Below are 19,670 nucleotides of genomic sequence, written 5' to 3'. Positions count from 1 at the left end.
TTAACTCAACGCTTTTATACGTTTTTAGATAAAAGCGTTGCCCCTAGGCCACCTTTTGAACCATCGCCTGTGTGGCCATCGTTTCAGCGGATTGCAATGCAGCGGGCTCGGGTTCGACAGGGATGGCCTGCACCACAAAACGCAGTTCAGCCCCGCCTTGCAGCGCATCGAAGGGATAGCAAGTGATCAGGGTTAAACGATTATCCTCACTTGGCGCCATCAACTCAGTTTGCGATTCATGCACCACTTCAGTCGCCACCACTTGGTAAACAATTTCTTTGCCCGTCGCGGTTTGCAGCGCCAAACGGCGTCCAACACTGATGCCATTTAACATCGCAAAATGCGTATCCCTGTGTCCGGCAATCACAGTGTTACCTTGCGCGCCAGCGGGGGCACTCGATAACACTAAGGCTGGCCCGAAGGCCAAATTACGGCCTGATGCGCCCGCCAGCACATATAAGCTATCGTTGGATGCCGGGCCATCGAAGTGATTCGGTCTTTTAGCCTGCTCAATGGAGAGCTTAGCCACGGGATAGGTATCGGCCCAGGACCAAGGTTTATGGGACTGACCATCGATTAAGGTTTTAGCCCAGGCTTGTTCAATCAAATATTGGGCAAAGTGTGCTTTCGCTTGCATATAGAATCCTTTTCCAAACAACGTGATGCCGAGTAATACCAATCCCACCAGCAATCCTATTTGTATCTGTTGAGTCATGCGCATACTCATGGACATGACTCAGCCGTTCAGCGCGAATGACAGCGCGCGTTGCTGCCGCTGCTGGCGACGAATCGACAGCGCCAACATCAAGGCAAGTAGTAACACGCTGCCCCCTAAGAGCATGTCGAAACGGCTTGAGGTCGATGTTTGTGGCAAAACGCCCATTGGCTGCCACCCCAAGGGTAAATGCTGGCGCACCACCGCATCGCGGCTCATGGCATTGCTTGTGATGGGAGTTAAATCCACCGCGACCAAGCTGGTATAAGGGCTGACTAAGTGATAGTTGAGCGACAGCGCCGTGACCTGTTGTTTGACCTTGTCATCGTTAGCGCCGTTTTTACTCAGTTCTAAGGCCGCAATCTGTTTGCGGGCCCAGAGTAAATCGAGTCCCGCCGCTGGCTGCGCTACATCAGTTGCAGAATGACTTGTGTCATTGGCTTGCAAAGATAACGACTGTTGCCAGTTTTTATGGCCCTGACGACCGGAGATCACCAGTTCCTGAGGCTCACGTGGGTGGCGCTTTAGGCTGATCAATACCGGCTCACCACGGTAAAGATCGGGGATCGGCGCGGGCCAGTAATCAGGCACAGAACCATCATCAAAGCGCACCTGCAAATCGGTGAGTACCGGATACTGGATTTTGGCCAGCAACTGGTTGATCTTTTGCTCCACTTCATCCACATCACCAATGTAAGTAAAAGTACCGCGCCCAAGTTCAGCCGCACGCTGCATAAAATGCGAGTTTGGCGCCGAGCCAATGCCGACGGTAAAAAGACGGTTGTCGCCGATTTGATTGCGGATTAACTCAAATAACGCCGACTCATTGCCGACTGAGCCATCAGTCATAAAGATCACTTGTCTTAGCGACTTATCCTCAGCCGACGCTGCGTTAAACGCCTGTCTTGGCAGCGCGGCATTTAAAGCCTGCGCCATTTCGGTGCCGCCATCGGCCTGCAAACGATTCACAAACTGACGTGCCATAGCAAGATTACTCGCGGTTGCGGGCAATGGTGTTGGCGATAGTAAAGACACATCAGAGTTAAATTCGATTATGTTAAAACTGTCCTGTGGCCTTAAACCGCGCAGCGCATAACGCAGGGCATTTTTCGCCTGAATAATGGAATCTCCCGCCATCGACCCCGAAGTATCAATCACTAAAATAAGCTCACGGGGCAAGTTCAGTTGTTCACTGGCCTCGACTTTGGGCGGCAGGACCATCACTAAGCTGTAGTTATCTGTATTGCTGCCGTTGCTATTGCTATTGCTATTGCTATTGCTATTGCTATTGCTATTGCTATTGCTATTGCTATTGCTATTGCTATTGTCATTAATACTGGCAGTTGAACCACTATCTGCACTCGCATTATCGTCCTGCGTCGTATGGGTTTTGCCCGCTTGGTTGAATACCCAAGCCACAGGACTGGTGCCCTGCTTAAGACGCCATTGCAGTACAAAGTCGCGATTGGCGGGCACGCGATTAGCCAAAGCGGCCGTCAGTTGGCCCCGTTTTTCATCAATCGTAATGGGATGATACGGACTCACCACGGCGGATTTGTCCACACCTTCACCGAGCTTGACCTTAATATCGGCCTTTAGCACGGGATCGGCCTCACTACTGGCATCGCGGATCGGGGCAATAATTCGGTCGGCATCGAAGACTTGGCTGCTGGTCACGCGCTTACCATTATTTCCGCCTAGCGTTAAGCCAGGGATATAGCGCGGCGCCACCACCAACGGAAAACGTAGGCTAAAGAGACCATCTTCATAATGAATGGTTTCTTGATAGCTGATTTCGACCACCAACTCCTCATCGGGAGCGAGGTTAGCGACTTCGGTCGTGAACATATTGGGCCGTTCTTGGCTGACTAGACTGGCACGTTTTCCTTCGGCTTTGGCCTGCTCAAAAATCTGTTTTGCTTGCTGTTTTGGGTGAATTTGACCTTCGATGATCCGCTCACCAATGTGCAAACGCAGTGAGTCCACCGCCGCCTCATTAGGTAAAGGAAACAGATAGCGGCCATTGAGCACAAATCCCGTTTGATTACTGAAAACCTGCTTCACGCTCACCCTATTGGTTAACCCCGAGACCTGCATCGACACATGCGTGTCCACGGGTAAGGACGGCATTAAACGACCACTGGCGGTTTGATACACCAGCATCCCTTGGGTGACATCGTCTAAACTGAACGCTGGCAGTGTGCTCGCCGTGTGTTCATCGAAGGTTGCGGCAATATTTTGTGGCGCCGATAAGGTGCCGACACTGTTCGGTGAGGCTAACACCGCAAATGGTAGCCCCCAACAAATGGAGGCGCCGATCACTAGCATCGCCAGTGTTTGACAAACTTCTTTTACCCTTTTCCCTGTGATCATCACAAAGGCTCCTGATCTTGATTGAATACGATTGATATTGTTGAATTATTCGGTCACACGGCTCGCCATCAGCCCTTGGTTAGGCTGCATGGTCAGAGTGACTCGGCGATCGAACACATCGGATTCACTATCTTGTTGATCATTAAGTGGCATTCTGGCGCCGAAGGCTTGGGTGGTGATCCGCTCGGGGGCTACGCCTTGCTTAATCAAGTATCCCCGCACTTCTAACAAACGTTGCTCCGAGAGCGCTTGGTTGTAGGCCAGATCACCGCGACGGTCGGCATAACCTTTCAGCTCGAGATTGGACTCGCTCGAGCGCTTCATCACCTTGACGACATTGTCTAATTGGGGCAAAAAATGGCTTTCAAGCTCCGACGAGCCTGTACGGAACTGCACATTCATGCCCAGCGCCAACTCACTTAACAGTTGTTGTTGCTCGGCGAGCAGTTCATCGAGTTGCTTTTGGGTTGAGGCGTATTCGACGGCGCGTTGCTCGCTGGCCTGTTGTTTGGCCGATAAGCTCGCCAGTTGTTGGCGCTGCAGGGCAATATGCTGTTGCTGGGTTTTAACCGTGTCGGTATCGGAGACCGATTGGCCAATTAAGGTGCCGGTAAACCCACCGATAATGGCGCCAACGGGGCCACCCACTAGGGCGCCAATTAACGCTCCGCCGCCAAGACCGATAAGCGCTTCACCATCATCCTCATCTTGCTCAAGCATCTCAGTCTGTGGCTCGGAGAGCACAGGTTGATTTTGCAAGGAAACCCTTGCCGATACGCTAGCGATGGGCGCAGCGAATACACTCAGTACCAAGATATTAATCAGCGTCTTTTTCATCATCTCATTCCTTTTGATTTGTGCTGCGCTTACCCGCCTAAGTCATTAGCGCGGCGGGTAAAACGGAATGAGCTTATTAAACACAAGCGCCATGGCATAAGCGGGGATGGAAAATGGCAATGCGACTATCAATTGTGGCAACAAAATGGCAATTGCATTTGGGAGCTTTTCTCAGAAATAAATTCCTGTATAGTCACGAAAACTTATCCCCAGACACTTAGTCCCAGCAGTCAATAGGAAGATGGCTAATGAAACGTATCGCCATTGTGGAAGATGAAGCGGCCATTCGCGAAAATTACAAGGATGTGTTGCAGCAACACGGTTACAGTGTGCAAACCTATGCCGACAGGCCATCTGCCATGTTGGCGTTTAATACCCGTCTGCCAGATTTAGCCATTATCGATATTGGCCTTGGCAATGAGATTGACGGCGGTTTTATGCTGTGTCAGTCCCTGCGTGCCATGTCGAACACATTGCCAATCATCTTCTTAACCGCGCGGGATAGCGATTTTGATACTGTGTGCGGCCTGCGTTTAGGCGCCGATGATTACCTGAGCAAAGAAGTGAGCTTCCCCCATTTGACGGCGCGTTTAGCCGCGCTGTTTCGCCGCTCTGAGTTAGCCACCAGCCAAACGCCGCAGGAGAATTTACTGGAGCGCGGACCGCTTACTATCGACGCCAATCGGATGCAGGTTTCTTGGAACCAGATCCCGATTGAACTCACAGTCACCGAGTTTTGGATGGTGCACGCCCTTGCCAAGCACCCGGGGCACGTCCGTAGTCGCCATGAGCTGATGCAAGAGGCGAAGATTTTTGTCGATGACAGCACTATTACTTCCCATGTGAAGCGCATCCGTAAGAAGTTTATGGCCGCCGCGCCCGAATTTGATTGTATTGATACCGTTTATGGCATGGGCTATCGCTGGGACAGCCTAGCCTAAACCATGCCAAGTAGCAGATTAGCCAGCATTCTATGACACGTTTTCCCTTCGGTCTTCGCACTAAAGTTATTGGCCTTAGCCTGTTTTTACTCTGCCTCCCTTGGCTGGGGTACCAATATGTGTGGGAGATGGAAAAATACCTGCGCCACGGTCAGGAACGCACCTTAGAGGGCACCACTCAAGCCTTAGCGACCGCCTTGCACGAGCGCCCCAAGCTGTTCGACGGTCAGGCGAGCTTTTTAAAGCAGGTTGAAAAGAGTCGCGATCTCTATGCTTATCCCTTAGCGGGCGCGATTCTGCTCGATGGCAAACTCAATGAATGGCAGGAATATCAGCACAGATTTATCCAGTACGGCGAGGCCAATCTCATCATGCGTGCCGATCCCAGCACGCCGCTCACCTTGAGTTTTACCCATATGGTGGGTCAGTACGATGGTTATCTGTATGCCTTTTTTCAGGTGGTCGATCCCAATGTGGTGTTTCGCGGCAAGAATGCCTTAAGCGTTGATAGAAACGATCACCTGTCGATTGCGACCCTTGCCCCCGACAATAAATTTAAACGCTATATCGTGGCCACGACCCAGCCCGGCTGGATCAGTGCCTTCGAGCTGCCCGCCAACCCTAAGCAAACCGTGCCCGTAACACCCGAAGTCCGTATTCAAGGACAATGGGCCACCACGGATGTGGGCTACAATATCGAACTGCGTATCCCCTTGGATATGGTGGGCAGCAAACTGGGATTTGCGATTTCAGATGTCAACGACAGCAAATACCGCGATATCACAGCCGTAGTCGGCACCTCCGCCTTAGATACCGTCGACAAACTCGGTACAGTCTTAGTGCCATCACCCGAAATTGAAAATATTATCAAAGGCATGAGCCACTACAGCTCACGGATTTGGGTGGTCGATAAACACGGGCGTGTGCTCGCGAAGTCTGGCGATATCCGTGACAGCAACAGTGTGTGGACACGCACACTTGATGATGAAAACAGCAACTCGATGTGGCAACGTTTTCAGCGCGACTACCTGCACCCGCTCTACTATAAAATTCTTACTAAACCGCCGAAGGATTTTATCGATTCCCTGCAAGACTCAACCGAACTCGACGGCAGCCATATTCAAAAGGCGCTCGCGGGACAACAAAGCTCGACCTGGCGACTTACGCCGGACAATAAAGCAGTGGTGCTAGCGGCCGCGAGCCCCATTTGGATTGATAACAATGTGATGGGCGCCGTGGTGGCCGAAGAAACCACCCACGGTATTCGCACCCTGCGTAACCGTGCGCTGGAAAAACTGTTTAACGTGATCCTGACCATTATGAGCATGGGCACCTTAGCGCTGTTTTTCTTCGCCTCGAGTATTTCCAATCGTATCCGCAAACTGCGCGATGAAGCCGAGAATGCCATCGACAGCCAAGGCCGCGTGCGGAACCATTTAAAACCCTCTAAGGCGCGGGACGAGATTGGCGACTTATCCCGCAGTTTTGCCAGCATTGTCGGCCGTTTGGGTCAATACACCCATTATTTAGAGAATATGTCGTCGCGCCTGTCCCATGAGCTACGTACGCCGGTGGCCGTGGTGCGCTCCTCTTTAGAGCATTTAAATCTGCAAACCTTAGATAAAGACACGCAAAAGTACGTCGACCGTGCCCAAGAAGGGGTGAGCCGATTAAGCATGATATTAAACAACATGAGTGAGGCAACGCGCCTTGAGCAGAGCCTTACTCAGGCCGATGTGGCTAAGTTCCCACTATCCCAAGTGGTGAGCGGCTGTATGCAGGGCTATCAAATGACCTACCCTGAGCAGCAATTTAGCGTCAAAGTGCCCGAGCAACCTTTGATGATGCAGGGCGTGCCTGAATACATCGCCCAATTGATGGACAAACTTATCGCCAATGCCATCGAATTTTGTCATCAAGGCAGTGCGATCGAAGTCACCCTCACCCAAGTTGGCAAACAAGCCACTTTGCTTATCAGTAACTTAGGACCACAGTTGCCAGTGGATATGTCGGAGCAGATCTTCGACTCCATGGTTTCGGTGCGGATCAATCAAGCCCAAGACAAACCTCACCTCGGCTTAGGTTTGTATATTGCACGGCTCGTGACCGAGTTCCATCAGGGTAAAATTTTGGCCCGCAACCGCAGCGAAAACGATGGGGTCGATATTCTGGTCACCCTACCGCTGAGCTAATCCACGCTCTGCAACTTGAGGTAAACTCATCTGTTTGCCTCCTGCCATTTTCACGGGCAGATGCTAAGATGACGGCCATCACAATGGATAACAACATAAAAACTGACTCGCCAAGGTAAGCCCTATGACAGATAAACATCAGCTAGCCACCCAAATCGTCAGCGTCGGTCGAGATAAAAAATGGACCAAGGGCGTGATTAACCCGCCCGTATTTCGCGCATCGACTATCGTCTTCGACACAATGGAAGACATGCGTCACGCCGCCAAAAACAAAACCAATGGCGAAATGTTTTATGGCCGCCGTGGCACCCCGACCCATTTTGCGTTTCAGGCGGCGATCAGTGAGCTCGAAGGTGGCGCAGGTACGGCGCTGTATCCCTCGGGTGCGGCGGCGATTAGCGCGGCTTTGTTATCGTTTTTACAGGCGGGCGATCACCTGCTGATGGTCGACAGTGTGTACGAGCCAACCCGCGATCTTTGCAGCCATATTCTGGCGGGCTTTAATATTGAGACCACCTATTACGATCCCCTGATTGGTGAAGGTATTCGCGCGCTTATCCGCCCCAACACTAAGGTGCTGTTTTTAGAGTCTCCCGGCTCCATCACCATGGAAGTGCAGGACGTCCCGACCCTATGCCGTATCGCCCATGAACATGGATTAGTGACCATTCTCGACAACACTTGGGCCTCGCCAATCAATAGCAAGCCCTTCGAGATGGGTGTCGATGTGTCGATTCAAGCCGCGACCAAATATATCGTCGGTCACTCTGATGTGATGATTGGCACCGCGACTGCCAACGAAAAGCACTGGCCGCAGCTGCGTGAACGCAGTTATTTATTGGGGCAAACGACTTCCCCCGACGATGTGTATCTCGCTACGCGCGGATTACGCACCCTTGGCGTGCGCATGGCGCAACATGAGAAAAATGCTCTTAAAGTGGCTAACTGGTTGAAAACTCGCCCCGAGGTTGACCATTTACGTCACCCCGCCTTCGATACCTGCCCGGGACATGAGTTCTTTAAACGCGACTTTAGCGCAGCCAACGGTCTGTTCTCCTTCGTGTTAAAGCAAGGGGATCAGGAGGCGGTGACCGCGCTCGTTGAAAATATGCAGCATTTTAAAATGGGGTTTTCTTGGGGCGGTTATGAGAGTCTGATCCTAGGGATTTTCGGGATTGAAAAAATCCGCAGTGCCACTCAGTGGGATGCAAGCAAGCCATTGATCCGTGTGCATATTGGCCTAGAAGATCCCGATGATTTAATTGCCGATCTCAGCGCAGGCTTCGATCGCTTTAATGCCGTACTCGCCGCCAAGGCTAAATAAAGCTTAAACAAATTATGTGAAAACAACGAAGGCGGGAGCTTACTCGCCTTCATTTTGCCCCGCCTTAGTTGTGTCCCACTATCGTATTACTTCGGCTTCAATTCACCTTTGCTATTTGGGCTGCGCCGCACTTATTGCGGGGTCAATCCACGCCTGAGAACCGTACAAAGGCACGGTCGATAAGGCATGTTTGTGGCTGCCATTGGTCTCTTTGGTCGAATAGGATAAATACAGCAGGGTTTGATTGGGCGCATCGTAAATTCGGCGCACTTTTAAGCTCTTAAATAAGATACTTAAGGATTCGGTAAAGACCACTTCACCGTGTTTGCTCTTATCGATGTTAGCAATATCGGCGGCGGAAATCGGCCCCGTTTGACGACAACTAATGCCCATATCCGAAGGATCGGCAAAATCGAGGTTCGCTTCAATACGGCTAATATGGCAAGTCACCCCACGGATTTTTGGGTCCTGCTTGGCATCGATAATCACATCTTTAGTGGTAAATAACCCAAGGCTCACTTTACCTACGTCATCGCCGCAGCCTGTGAGTAGCGTCCCCGCCAGCGTCACGGCCAGCAAAGACATTAAAGCCTTATTGACTCTTTTCATCTGTTTATCCTTATTCATCATCCTTCCCTATTGAGCAAAACACTTTTGTGCCCAGCGCGTTAATCCCGCCGTCACCGAACCAAAGTGGTCACCGACGACAACTGGGGTTTCGGGATAAAGGCTAGTGATTTTAGCGTAAATCGCGGGGCTGCGCGCGGTGCCGCCCGTCACATAAATCACATCGGGTTTGCACTCTAGACTATCGGCATCCACGGACAACTCCTCTGGCGCTAAACCATTGCCCGCAAGACTCTTTGCCGCCTGAGTCAGCGCTTGGTGCATCAACGCCTCAACCTTGGTGAGCGAAGGCTCAATCGCCGTTTCAAACCCCGTGCGGCTCACTTCTGCCTGAAGTGATGCTTCAATAAAGTCCAGCGCACTCTCAGTCGTTTGCACATCAGACAAAGCAATTTTAGCGCGCTCGGCGAGTCGTACAATTTGGTAGCTTAACTGTTGTTGCTGCACTTTGAGCAATCTTTTTAGCAGCTGCGGCTGCTCGGCCTCTTTAATGAGTTCATCAATCAGCTTGCGAGTGCTTAGGGTGGCAAACTCACGCTGGGCACTGATATCGTTGACGGCGACCGCATTCCAAAAGGGATTGCTCGGCATAGGCTTACCGTTACTCATTAGCGAGCCTAAACCAAAGTGCGGCATAAAGGCATTCATCGCCAGCGCAATATCCAAATCATTCCCGCCAATCCGCTGGCCGCTGTGGCCGAGGCAATCGGCACTGCGATCGAAACTCGCCTGATGCTTTGGCCCCATTTTGACCACGGAGCAGTCGGTCGTACCGCCACCCACATCGACCACCAGCACGGTTTGGTCGGCACTGAGACTCGCCTCATAGTCCATCCCCGCAGCCAGTGGTTCGAACAGAAATGCCACATCGACAAACCCCGCCCGTTTCGCGGCTAAGGTTAAAATGGCCTCGGCTTGGCGGTTGCTCTCTTCACCTCCAATGCCTTGAAAGTTCACTGGGCGACCAATCACCGCATGGGTAATGCTTGTCTCTCCCTCTGATTCAACGCCCTTTTCAGCGAGTACGGCTTCGGCGCGCACTTTAATATGCTGCATCATTAAGGTGACTATGTCTTCAAACAGGGCGACTTGTTCGGGTCTCAGGCCCGTTGCCCCTAAAAAGGATTTTGGCGAACGGACATAAAAACCTTCTTCCGGCATTTCAAGATAAGCGGCCACGGCCTGCTCACCCACAAACACCGCTTGGGTTTCGGCATCGAGATCTAATTCATGACGCACCATACGGGCGCGGCTCAATTGCGCGGCGCGCTTCTTGGCATAATCCGCTTTCAACGCCTGCGGCAAGCCACGGTAAACGGCCTCGGCAATAAGCTCTCTATCCATTGCATACACAGTGGAAGGTAAATAAGCTGAATCGCTCGATAAGGGTAACAGTGAAACTTCATCTCCCTGCATGATCCCAACGGCACAGTTGGCACTGCCATAATCAAATCCGACAAACATCCGCTTACCCCTACAGTCAAACCACAATCAAAAAGCCGAGCAAGGTAACACAGTTTGCCCCAATCCCAAAGGAAGCCCCGCACAGTTCCCCTGCTTTACCTTGTAAATTTGCGGCTAAATGCAAGTTCATTTTAAAGTCACATTTCTGTCACACTTGTCATCAATCTGACATATTCAGCTCGTATCTTTGAGCGCATATCACTTTCGCCTGAAGGGGAAATGGTCTGTAAATCCCTTCATTTTTCAGTAGCAAATCTGATTGCACTCCGATGGATGAATGCTATTGTATATTGCGCCATGACGCTTGCTTAAAGGAGCTGTGCAGTGTCCCCGAATACCGATAAACTGTCGATCGATAAAGAAATCTCTTGGTTGTCATTCAACGAGCGGGTGCTGCAGGAGGCCTGTGATCCCAATGTGCCTATCGTGGAGCGGGTGCGCTTTTTAGGCATATTCTCCAATAATATGGATGAGTTCTTCCGGGTGCGGGTGGCCGCGGTCAGACGCTCAATTCTGCTCTCTGCGCTGCAGGAAGGTCGCAGCAATAGCCGTCACCTAATGGCCAAAATTCAGACCAAAGTCATGGCATTGCAGGAACGTTTCGACAGCATTTACGTCGAGCTGATGCGTGAGTTAGTCCGCCGCAATATTTTGTTAATCAACGAAAAACAATTAAGCGAGTTCCACAGTAACTGGCTTAAAAAACATTTTCGCGATCACTTTAAACGCCATATCGCGCCGCTTATCGTCAACAACAATCGCGACCTAGTGAAGCATATCAACGACGACGCCACCTATCTGTGCGTGTGTTTATTCACTAAATCCCGTAGACAATATGCCCTCGTGGAAGTGCCCACTAAAAATGTGCCGCGTTTCATTGAGTTACCCGCCGAAAAATCGAAGGCGAAAAAATACTTGATCCTGCTGGATAACATTATTCGCCACTGTGTGGACGACCTCTTTGGTCCCTTCTTCGAGTACGAAGCCATTGAAGTCTATTCGATGAAACTGACCCGCGACGCCGAGTTCGATATTACCGACGAACTTGAACAAACCCAGCTCGAGAAAATGACTAAGGGTTTGAAAAAACGCCTGACCGCCGAACCCGTGCGTTTGGTGTACGACAAAGAAATGCCCGAGCACATGCTCGAAATGCTAAAAGAAAATTTAAACATCAGCTCGACTGAGTGTTTGATCCCCGGCGGGCGTTACCATAGCTTTAAGGACTTTATCGGCTTCCCTAACCCTAGCCGTGATTACCTCGAAAACGAAAAATTGCCCGCGCTCAATAGCTCGGGCTTTGGCCGCAGCGCCAACAGTTTCGATGCGATCAAGATGGGCGATATTATGGTCAACTACCCGTACCATAAGTTCTCCCACTTTACCGAAATGGTGCGTCAGGCCGCCTACGATCCTGCGGTGCGTTTTATTCGCATCAACCTTTACCGTGTTGCGAAAAAATCCCATGTGATGCAATCGCTTATCGACGCGGTGAAAAATGGTAAACAAGTCACCGCCGTGATTGAGCTGCGAGCGCGCTTTGACGAGCAATCTAATATTGAGTGGACACGGGTGCTCGCCGAGGCGGGTGTGAAGGTCCACCATGGGATCACCAGCTTAAAAGTGCACTCTAAGTTGTGTTTGATTGGCCGCGAAGAGCAAGGCGAGATGAAACTCTATTGCCACGTGGGTTCAGGCAACTTTAATGAAGGCACGGCGCGGGTCTATACCGACTTATCGCTATTTACCGCCAATCAGGAAATCGCCCGCGAAGTAGAGCAAGTGTTCGACCTAATTGAACATCCTTACCGCCGCGATAACTTCCAGCATTTGATTGTGTCGCCCTATGATGCGAGACAAAAACTGACCCATTTGATTGATAACGAAATCGTCAACGCCCAGAGCCATATAAAGGCGGCGATTACCTTAAAATTGAACAACCTGCTCGATGAATCCTTAGTCCAAAAACTTTACGAGGCCTCGGCTGCGGGGGTCAAAATCAAACTGTTGATCCGCGGTATGTGCTCGCTTATTCCACAAATTCCGGGGATCAGCGACAACATCGAGATCTACAGTATTGTCGACCGATTTTTAGAACATTCGCGGGTGATGCTGTTCCACGCAGGTGGTGAGAATAAATTATTTATCAGCTCCGCCGATTGGATGAGCCGCAACATAGATAACCGCGTCGAAGTGAGTGTGCCTATTTATGATCCGCGTCTAAAACAAATGGTGATGGATATTTTATCGTTACAGTTCAATGACAACACTAAGGCGCGCATCATCAATAAGGAGCAGAGCAATCCTTATCGTAACCGCGGTAATAAACGTAAAGTGCGTTCTCAAATTGCCATTTATCAATATCTGATTAATTATGAGAAGCGGTTGCAGCAAGAATTTAGCGCCCAGCGCGAAGCCGCAAAGCTTGAAGCGGAGCACGCGGCGGAACTTGCCCACAATCCCGAATTACAGGCCAAAGCCAGCTAATGCTGGCTTTATCATCGTCTCGATTGCCTAAGGATAATCCGATTGGTTGCCACACATTCACAACCGCGACACTTTGTCGCTATCGACATGGGCTCGAACAGTTTTCATCTGGTTATCGCCCGTGAGCAAGACGGCAGCTTGCAAATATTGCACAAAGAAAAACAACAAGTTCAGTTAGCGACGGGTCTCAATGCGCAGAACATCCTCAGCATGGATGCTATCGAGCGCGGCCTCAATTGCCTGCGGGACTTTAATCAGCGTTTTTCCAACCTCGATCAAGCTCAGGTACGTTTAGTCGCCACCCACACCCTAAGGGTAGCCAAAAACCGTGAGCAGTTTATTGAAGCGGCGCTCAGCATCATGCCCTACCCGGTGGAGGTGATTTCTGGCCACGAGGAAGCGCGCCTTATCTATAACGGCATTGCCCAAAGCCAAGTGCTTGGTAAACGCAATATAGTGATCGACATTGGTGGCGGCTCGACCGAAGTGGTACTCGGGCAAAAAAATACCCCCACCCATTTATCTAGCCTGCGCTGTGGCTGCGTGAGTTTTAACGAGCGCTTTTTTATCGATGGGCAAATCACGCCAGCCTCATTTCGCGGAGCCCAAAGCGCCGCCGATAAACAATTTGCCTCACTGTCGAAGGAATATTTCAGTGGCGATTGGGACTTAGTGCTTGGTAGCTCAGGCACAGTCAAAGCCATTTGCGAAGCGATTCAGGAAGATCATGGCGATGAAATCGTCACCCTCGCACGCCTCAAACAATTAAAGCTGAAACTGATTAAGTGCGGACACATCAGCCAAGTGCACTTTGCTAATGTCGATGATAAACGCACACCGCTCGTGCCCGCTGGCCTTGCCATTTTAATCAGCTTTTTTAGGCGCTTACCCATTGAGCAATTGGAGTTTAGCCCGGGCGCCCTGCGCGAAGGCGTACTCTACGAATTAGCAAAAATCGGCCAATATCAAGATATTCGCCACCGAACAGTTGAAAGCATCGCCCAGCTTTACCATGTGGATATGCCCCATGCGGCCAAAGTGCGGGACACCGCCATGGCGCTGTTTGAGCAGGTCGCCGATGAATGGGGATTAAGACCCCATGCACGTTTGCTCTCCTACGCCGCTACCTTGCATGAGATAGGGCTGCACATTAACTCAAAGGCATTGCATAAACACGGCGCTTATATCATTAGCAACAGCGACTTACCCGGCTTTAGCGAGGCGCTGCAACAGGATTTAGCCAGACTGATTGCTAACCACCGTAAGAAACCCAATGAATTACTACTTGCTGAATTAGAGCCAAACCACAAACTCACCCTCATTCGTCTCGCCTGTCTGCTGCGTTTGGCGGTGTTAGTGCATTTAGGCCGAATTGCCAAAGCCCTAGTGCTTGAGAAAATCCAAGTGGTTCCAGATGGGCTCATGCTAGTGTTGCCCAGCCATAAACGTAAAATCAGTTTATTTATGAAAGATTTGCAGCGTGAACAAAAACAGATGGCGGCTTTAGGGATGCAGCTGCGTTTAGTCTCTAGCCTTGGGCTGAATCAGGATAAAAATCTCGAGGTAAAAGACGACACTCTGAACGCCGTCGCCAGCTAATCTGCTCGTCCTTTCTCATCTCTCCGCCCCTTCACCCCTTAGTGCCGTTAACGCACTAAGGGATGCAAAATTCTTCAATTACTTATCCCCTTTCCCGTGTGGCGCTTCGAGCTTATCCAGTTCACAACCGCAACGATTACAATAGGTGGCATCAAGATCGTGGCCCATCTTATGACATTGGTTGCAGGAACGCAGATCCCTATGCCGGCCCACTTCTTGGGAAATTTCCGCGGTTAAAATCCCCGTTGGGATCGCAATAATCGAATAACCCAACAACATAGTAAAAGCCGCAATCGCTTGACCTAATTCGGTTTTCGGCGTGATATCGCCGTAACCTACAGTCGTGATTGTCACAATTGTCCAGTAGACGGATTTGGGAATAGAGCTAAAACCATTCTCAGGGCCTTCGACGACATACATCACGGCGCTTAACACCATGATGATTAAACTCACCGAGAAGAAAAACAAAAACACCTTGCGGCTCGACTGCAACATGGCCTTGAGCAGCAGATTACCTTCGCTTAAATAGCGCAGTAGTTTCAGTACCCTAAAGATCCTAAAGAGGCGCAGCACCCTGATCACTAAGGTGAAATTCGCCCCAGGAATAAACAGCGCCAGATAACTCGGTAGTACCGACAATAAATCCACTAAACCGTAAAAGCTGCGGGCATACAACACAGGATGGGTCGCGCAGTACAGCCTTAAACCATATTCAATGGTAAAAATCAGCGTAAACACCCACTCTAAAACGCGAATGATGTGCCCATAATCTTGGTGAACCGCTTCGACCGTATCGAGGAACACCAGCGCAACACTGAGCACAATACAGACCATTAAGCCAATATCAAAGTAGCGCCCTGCGGGCGTATCTGTGCCAAAAATAATGGTGCGTAGCTGGCGTTTTAATGGACTTTCGGTGTCTGGTTTTTCAGGCGACAGATCTGACATAGGGGAAAACTTCCTTGCGATAAAAAGCGTTATCTTTTCCAAATCCCCAAAGTCTGCCATGCAATTGCCACTAGCTCAAAATTATCTACTCACATAGACATAAAATTGCGGTATGATGCGCGAAAAACCTATATCTGCGTCATTTTTAGAGGAAGACATGCGCGTACCCCTACTCACTAAAACAATTACTGTGGCCATGACTGTCGCCGCACTGATTTCACCCCAAGTGCTCGCCTCATCGGGTATAGGTAAAGTCGATTTAGTGGTGATCACTAAGTCTGAGTCCAATATGGCGCTGTTAAGGGACGGCAAAATCCTCAAGCAATACCGTATTGCCATGGGTGACTTGCCGACGGGCCACAAGTTAACTGAAGGCGACCAACGTACGCCGCAGGGCCGTTATATTCTGGACTATAAAAAATCCGATAGCGCCTATTACAAATCGATCCATATTTCTTATCCCAATGAAGAAGATAAGTTAAGAGCCAAGGCGCTGGGGATCCGTCCGGGCGGCATGATCATGATCCACGGCCAGAACCCACGTTCACCTCTCTCGCCCGAGCAGGCACAGCAATACAACTGGACCGACGGTTGTATCGCCATTACCAACGCCGAGATGGATGAAGTGTGGAAAGCCGTTGATGAAGGCACGCCCATCGAGATTTGGCCCTAAGCGCTAAGCTTGATTAGCCTATGCGACTCAACGCCCAGTTAAATGGGCGTTTTTATTTGTATTCCCCGCTTTAAGGATGTTTTATGTCAACAATCACTACAGAAGCTGCGGTATTCAGCTACGCCACCTTAGAACAGACATGGCCAGAATTTGAGGCGAAGATCCTCACGTTTCTTGGCAAATTAGGCTTAGCGAATAAGTCGCTGCATTGCGATCATGTCGCCCTGAGAGTGAACAGTATAGCTGCTGCCGATGCGCTCAAGCAGGCCTTTAGCGCACGCGGGCGGATCATCTCGGATAATCAAATTAATGGCCGTACGATCCTTATCATCGAACTGGATAAGCCCCTAAAATTAGGCAGCTTTAACATCGATTGCGTCGAGCTACCCTATCCCGGTGATACCCTCTATCCACAAGAAGGCTGGGAGCATATCGAACTGGTACTGCCATCGACGGCACAGGACTGCGACGGCCTAAGCCAAGAGCTGGCTCAGTTGAGCCCATCACTTGTGCCCTTACTCCAAGGGCAAGCGGCATCCTTAACCGCAGCGCCGATAAAAGTGAAATTCAGCTCACCCAAGGGTGATAAAGAACGCTTAGCCAACCCCACCATTGCCTTTAAACAAGCCGATGTCTGTATCAAAATCCATCCGCACAGCATTAAAGCAGTTATCGCCAGCGAACAGGACTAACGGAAACATCAATCCATTTGCGCTCCTTCTCGCAGGGAGTGTGAGCTCCATATCAAATACTGACAATCGCTTGTACAAAACAGGCAGTTTGAGAAAAAGTCAGCAACAATAAAGGTGGAAATAGTCTAGTTTGTGGCTATTAACGCTTTGATTCACCACTAGGTTTTATCGAGTTTTGTGTTATCGACCACGGGAATGCCAGCAGGCTTCCCGTGATATCCATAAGGACGCAGCGCATGAAACCCCACAAGCATGAAGCACAGCTACTCAAACTCGCTTTGGAGATTGGTATCGGCTACGCCAAAAAACGCGGTTTTGATGACTTTGACAAGGGTGTGTCACCCAAGGATAAAGTGGAATGTATTTATCGGCTGTTAGTGACCGATAATTTGATCCAACCCTTAGCCAAAGATAAGGAGGATGGCCCAAATATGAAGCACAAGCTGGTTCTGTGGATCATCCGCCATCTGCCGACTGATCACCCGTTATTGCAATAAGCGCTCAAACATAAAAACAGGGCGCCAATGATTGGGCGCCCTGTGTGGAAATAAGAGATAGACGCGGGAGTTACTTCGCGACTTTTTGCGCTTTTTCCGCCGCCAGCACAGTCGCCATAGATGGCACTATGGTTGTCGGATCGAGGCGCATTTGAAACCAATTCACGCGCCAATCTAAATGTGGGCCATTCGCTCGGCCTGTCGCGCCAACTTCTGCCACGGCTTGGCCTTGCTTAACGGTTTCGCCCGCATTGACATAGAGTTTGCTTAAGTGCAAAAAGCTTGAACTCACGCCATAGCCATGGTCGATGATCATAGTTCCGCCCGAATAAAACATATCGGGAACCGACAGGCTAATCACGCCATCGGCTGGCGCGACGACCACAGTACCGGTTTTCGCAGCGACATCCACACCAAAATGTGGGTTGCCAGGCACATCGTTATAAATCCGCTGACTACCATAGACACCCGAGATCCTGCCGGTTAATGGCCAAATAAACGACTGTAGAAATGCCGTTTGCTCGCTAAAAGTGCCACGGGCCGCTTTCACCTGCGCCGTATCTTTGGCCGCTCGCTCCTGCGCCACGGGATCGGGTTTCATGATCTTATTACTGATGCCCTTAACACTTTGAATATTGTATTCGCGCTTAGTGACACTGAGCGGCTTGACTTCGGTTAAGCCATCGGGATAGACCAAGCGTAGTTCTTGACTCAGCTGCGCATCCCTATCAAAACCAAAGGCAAAATGGCCGTCAGGCGTTACTTTTAAAGCCTCACCGTTAAGACTTATCTGCGTGCCCGCCGGCGCTTTACCACGAATTAACGCACCCTGCTCAAATTGCCCTTCAAAACTCACCTGCGCCTGACTCGATAAGCTAAACAGGGTTAAGAGCGACAAGACTGCCGCCTTACAACTGAGCGATGGTGTGTTCGGCAAAGTTTTTAACAACTTAGGTAAGGCATTTAGTACGGCGTTTAGCATCTTCTCAAAAATCCTTATTCAAACAATAACGCCCTAAAGATTAGGGCGTTATAAAAAATCGACTGGCTTAATTGCCTTTGCTCACTATGGCGCCTTTACCCACACCTTCGTAGGCAATCACAGTAAATTGGCTCGATGGCACTTTTGCCACTAAAGTGGTCGCCATATAGTCGGCCAGCAATTCAACCGTGGTATCGTGCGGGATCAAATCACAACATTCCTTGGGCATGGCCAGTTGGAAATCCCCCTGCGGCGCTTGATAGTGGAAACCATAATGGCTGTCATCACTGATCCGCGTTTGTGGCGATAGATTAAGGGTCTTCACTGACACTAAATCCTCCTCGCTACCGAGGTAGATATCGTGCCAACGCTTGGCCCAATATTCATCCCATTTCGGTGCCGGAGTGCCGTTTTCAAACACTTGCACCGGGCTACGATGACCATGGGCTATCCGCTGGCAATTGCCATCGTGTTTACGTAAACCATGGCTGTAATGATAATAAGGCGAGTTCAGGATCTCATGCCTTAAGGTGAGGCTAATACCTTCAACATTATCAGGCAGAGTTTCCCGCAGTGCTTTTTGTAAAAAGGCGTTAACACTTGGAATATCAATCTGTTCAGATGGAACGAGTGCAAAGGCTTGGGAAGGACAAGCTAAGTGGATCTCACCGAGCGCGCTATCGAAATCCATCCATACCCGATCGCCCTGTTGCTGCCAACGTACACCACTGTAGGCGGTCGGGACCAATAAACGATGATCGGCCACCGCATCAATTGTCTGCTTGATGGTCCGTTTCACTTTAGCGAAATCGAGCACCATATTTTGCTCGTCTAGGCCGCCTTCTAATACCACATCGACAATCCAGCTTTCCCCTACCATGCCACGCTTGGGGCAAAGATAGGAAAAATCGATCACGGTTAAATCTTTTACAAACAGTTGCATTGACTCTCCTCGGCAGAAAAACAGTCCGCCTTAATAGGGATTGCGCCACTTAGCGATGGCCGAGCACGCTCACTTGGCCATAACCAAGCTTACCCAAACAGTAAATAAGGATTCTAATCAATTCTGCCTCGCCCCGCGACAAATGAATCCGCTGTTAGGCGCTTTTTATCTGGATGACACAACAAATGCACAAGCATCGAACATGAGTTAGCCAATTCGCTGGCTCATTCGATGACTGAGTGAGCAAAAAGCAAAATGCTCTTATGTCACTCGCCCCGCCCAACAACGCGGAAAAATCTCGATAAAGGCGTCAAGGATGTCACCGCTGAGCTAATAGCGATGAATAGGCAAGCACTGCTTAATAGGCACTCGCGAT

At 50.2% G+C, this 19,670-nt stretch carries 16 protein-coding genes; 8 read left to right on the top strand and 8 right to left on the bottom strand.

The window, feature by feature from the left end:
• Positions 1 to 43: 43 nt before the first annotated feature.
• From L2713_RS03815 to pdsO, 3 genes are read right to left on the bottom strand one after another with little or no spacing between them, the layout of a single operon-like run.
• Complete coding sequence (locus tag L2713_RS03815) at positions 44 to 727, bottom strand: class GN sortase (protein ID WP_248966998.1); 684 nt, start codon at positions 725 to 727, stop codon at positions 44 to 46.
• Between the two features lie 9 nt (positions 728 to 736).
• On the bottom strand, positions 737 to 3,088 hold the full coding sequence (locus tag L2713_RS03810) for a marine proteobacterial sortase target protein (RefSeq protein ID WP_248966982.1): 2,352 nt from the start codon (positions 3,086 to 3,088) through the stop codon (positions 737 to 739).
• A gap of 45 nt (positions 3,089 to 3,133) precedes the next feature.
• A complete protein-coding gene (gene pdsO, locus L2713_RS03805) occupies positions 3,134 to 3,928 on the bottom strand; it encodes a sortase-associated OmpA-like protein PdsO (protein WP_262250948.1) in 795 nt (264 codons plus the stop codon).
• 245 nt (positions 3,929 to 4,173) lie between these two features.
• Between pdsO and pdsR the strand changes: the two genes are divergently transcribed.
• The 3 genes from pdsR to L2713_RS03790 all read left to right on the top strand — a co-directional run bounded on the left by pdsR (position 4,174) and on the right by L2713_RS03790 (position 8,382).
• Positions 4,174 to 4,866, top strand: coding sequence for a proteobacterial dedicated sortase system response regulator (gene pdsR / locus L2713_RS03800; protein ID WP_011622965.1), 693 nt, complete (start codon positions 4,174 to 4,176; stop codon positions 4,864 to 4,866).
• Between the two features lie 32 nt (positions 4,867 to 4,898).
• Positions 4,899 to 7,058, top strand: coding sequence for a proteobacterial dedicated sortase system histidine kinase (pdsS, locus tag L2713_RS03795; protein WP_011717342.1), 2,160 nt, complete (start codon positions 4,899 to 4,901; stop codon positions 7,056 to 7,058).
• Positions 7,059 to 7,182: 124 nt separating this feature from the next.
• Positions 7,183 to 8,382, top strand: coding sequence for a cystathionine beta-lyase (locus L2713_RS03790; RefSeq protein WP_248966980.1), 1,200 nt, complete (start codon positions 7,183 to 7,185; stop codon positions 8,380 to 8,382).
• A gap of 111 nt (positions 8,383 to 8,493) precedes the next feature.
• Here L2713_RS03790 and L2713_RS03785 read toward each other — a convergent pair whose 3' ends face one another.
• Together L2713_RS03785 and yegD are read right to left on the bottom strand one after the other, a co-directional pair.
• Positions 8,494 to 8,991, bottom strand: a complete 498-nt coding sequence (locus L2713_RS03785) for a CreA family protein (RefSeq protein WP_248966979.1) — start codon at positions 8,989 to 8,991, stop codon at positions 8,494 to 8,496.
• A gap of 27 nt (positions 8,992 to 9,018) precedes the next feature.
• On the bottom strand, positions 9,019 to 10,473 hold the full coding sequence (yegD, locus tag L2713_RS03780; RefSeq protein ID WP_248966978.1) for a molecular chaperone: 1,455 nt from the start codon (positions 10,471 to 10,473) through the stop codon (positions 9,019 to 9,021).
• 324 nt (positions 10,474 to 10,797) lie between these two features.
• On the opposite strand from yegD, the gene ppk1 reads away from it, so the two are divergent.
• Positions 10,798 to 12,960, top strand: a complete 2,163-nt coding sequence (ppk1, locus tag L2713_RS03775) for a polyphosphate kinase 1 (protein WP_011626401.1) — start codon at positions 10,798 to 10,800, stop codon at positions 12,958 to 12,960.
• Positions 12,961 to 13,002: 42 nt separating this feature from the next.
• The gene (gene ppx, locus L2713_RS03770; RefSeq protein WP_248966977.1) at positions 13,003 to 14,559 is read left to right on the top strand and encodes an exopolyphosphatase; all 1,557 of its coding nucleotides are present in this window, start codon (positions 13,003 to 13,005) and stop codon (positions 14,557 to 14,559) included.
• Positions 14,560 to 14,637: 78 nt separating this feature from the next.
• On the opposite strand, the gene L2713_RS03765 is transcribed toward ppx, so the two are convergent.
• Positions 14,638 to 15,507 carry an ion transporter gene (locus L2713_RS03765; RefSeq protein ID WP_109285798.1) on the bottom strand — a complete coding sequence of 290 codons (870 nt, stop codon included), beginning with the start codon at positions 15,505 to 15,507 and terminating at the stop codon, positions 14,638 to 14,640.
• Positions 15,508 to 15,664: 157 nt separating this feature from the next.
• On the opposite strand from L2713_RS03765, the gene L2713_RS03760 reads away from it, so the two are divergent.
• The 3 genes from L2713_RS03760 to L2713_RS03750 all read left to right on the top strand — a co-directional run bounded on the left by L2713_RS03760 (position 15,665) and on the right by L2713_RS03750 (position 17,369).
• A complete protein-coding gene (locus tag L2713_RS03760) occupies positions 15,665 to 16,180 on the top strand; it encodes a L,D-transpeptidase family protein (protein WP_011622973.1) in 516 nt (171 codons plus the stop codon).
• A gap of 83 nt (positions 16,181 to 16,263) precedes the next feature.
• Complete coding sequence (locus tag L2713_RS03755; protein ID WP_248966976.1) at positions 16,264 to 16,872, top strand: VOC family protein; 609 nt, start codon at positions 16,264 to 16,266, stop codon at positions 16,870 to 16,872.
• 236 nt (positions 16,873 to 17,108) lie between these two features.
• Entirely contained in the window at positions 17,109 to 17,369 is a 261-nt protein-coding gene (locus tag L2713_RS03750; RefSeq protein ID WP_011626406.1) for a DUF5062 family protein, read from the top strand.
• Positions 17,370 to 17,439: 70 nt separating this feature from the next.
• Here the strand turns inward: L2713_RS03750 and L2713_RS03745 are convergent, their stop codons facing one another.
• Complete coding sequence (locus L2713_RS03745; RefSeq protein ID WP_248966975.1) at positions 17,440 to 18,351, bottom strand: M23 family metallopeptidase; 912 nt, start codon at positions 18,349 to 18,351, stop codon at positions 17,440 to 17,442.
• 67 nt (positions 18,352 to 18,418) lie between these two features.
• On the bottom strand, positions 18,419 to 19,294 hold the full coding sequence (locus L2713_RS03740; RefSeq protein ID WP_023268259.1) for a 6-pyruvoyl trahydropterin synthase family protein: 876 nt from the start codon (positions 19,292 to 19,294) through the stop codon (positions 18,419 to 18,421).
• Positions 19,295 to 19,670: the final 376 nt, after the last annotated feature.

The sequence above is a fragment of the Shewanella seohaensis genome, from assembly GCF_023283775.1.
Lineage (GTDB): Bacteria > Pseudomonadota > Gammaproteobacteria > Enterobacterales > Shewanellaceae > Shewanella > Shewanella seohaensis.
This window is presented reverse-complemented; position numbering and strand designations above follow the sequence as displayed.

Bases quoted from the DNA above. Each gene is read 5' to 3' on its own strand.
- L2713_RS03745 (WP_248966975.1), bottom strand. From the start codon at position 18,351: ATGCTAAACGCCGTACTAAATGCCTTACCTAAGTTGTTAAAAACTTTG.
- L2713_RS03750 (WP_011626406.1), top strand. From the start codon at position 17,109: ATGAAACCCCACAAGCATGAAGCACAGCTACTCAAACTCGCTTTGGAG.
- L2713_RS03740 (WP_023268259.1), bottom strand. From the start codon at position 19,294: ATGCAACTGTTTGTAAAAGATTTAACCGTGATCGATTTTTCCTATCTT.
- L2713_RS03790 (WP_248966980.1), top strand. From the start codon at position 7,183: ATGACAGATAAACATCAGCTAGCCACCCAAATCGTCAGCGTCGGTCGA.
- pdsS (WP_011717342.1), top strand. From the start codon at position 4,899: ATGACACGTTTTCCCTTCGGTCTTCGCACTAAAGTTATTGGCCTTAGC.
- pdsR (WP_011622965.1), top strand. From the start codon at position 4,174: ATGAAACGTATCGCCATTGTGGAAGATGAAGCGGCCATTCGCGAAAAT.
- L2713_RS03810 (WP_248966982.1), bottom strand. From the start codon at position 3,088: ATGATCACAGGGAAAAGGGTAAAAGAAGTTTGTCAAACACTGGCGATG.
- L2713_RS03785 (WP_248966979.1), bottom strand. From the start codon at position 8,991: ATGAAAAGAGTCAATAAGGCTTTAATGTCTTTGCTGGCCGTGACGCTG.
- L2713_RS03815 (WP_248966998.1), bottom strand. From the start codon at position 727: ATGAGTATGCGCATGACTCAACAGATACAAATAGGATTGCTGGTGGGA.
- L2713_RS03760 (WP_011622973.1), top strand. From the start codon at position 15,665: ATGCGCGTACCCCTACTCACTAAAACAATTACTGTGGCCATGACTGTC.
- pdsO (WP_262250948.1), bottom strand. From the start codon at position 3,928: ATGATGAAAAAGACGCTGATTAATATCTTGGTACTGAGTGTATTCGCT.
- L2713_RS03755 (WP_248966976.1), top strand. From the start codon at position 16,264: ATGTCAACAATCACTACAGAAGCTGCGGTATTCAGCTACGCCACCTTA.
- L2713_RS03765 (WP_109285798.1), bottom strand. From the start codon at position 15,507: ATGTCAGATCTGTCGCCTGAAAAACCAGACACCGAAAGTCCATTAAAA.
- yegD (WP_248966978.1), bottom strand. From the start codon at position 10,473: ATGTTTGTCGGATTTGATTATGGCAGTGCCAACTGTGCCGTTGGGATC.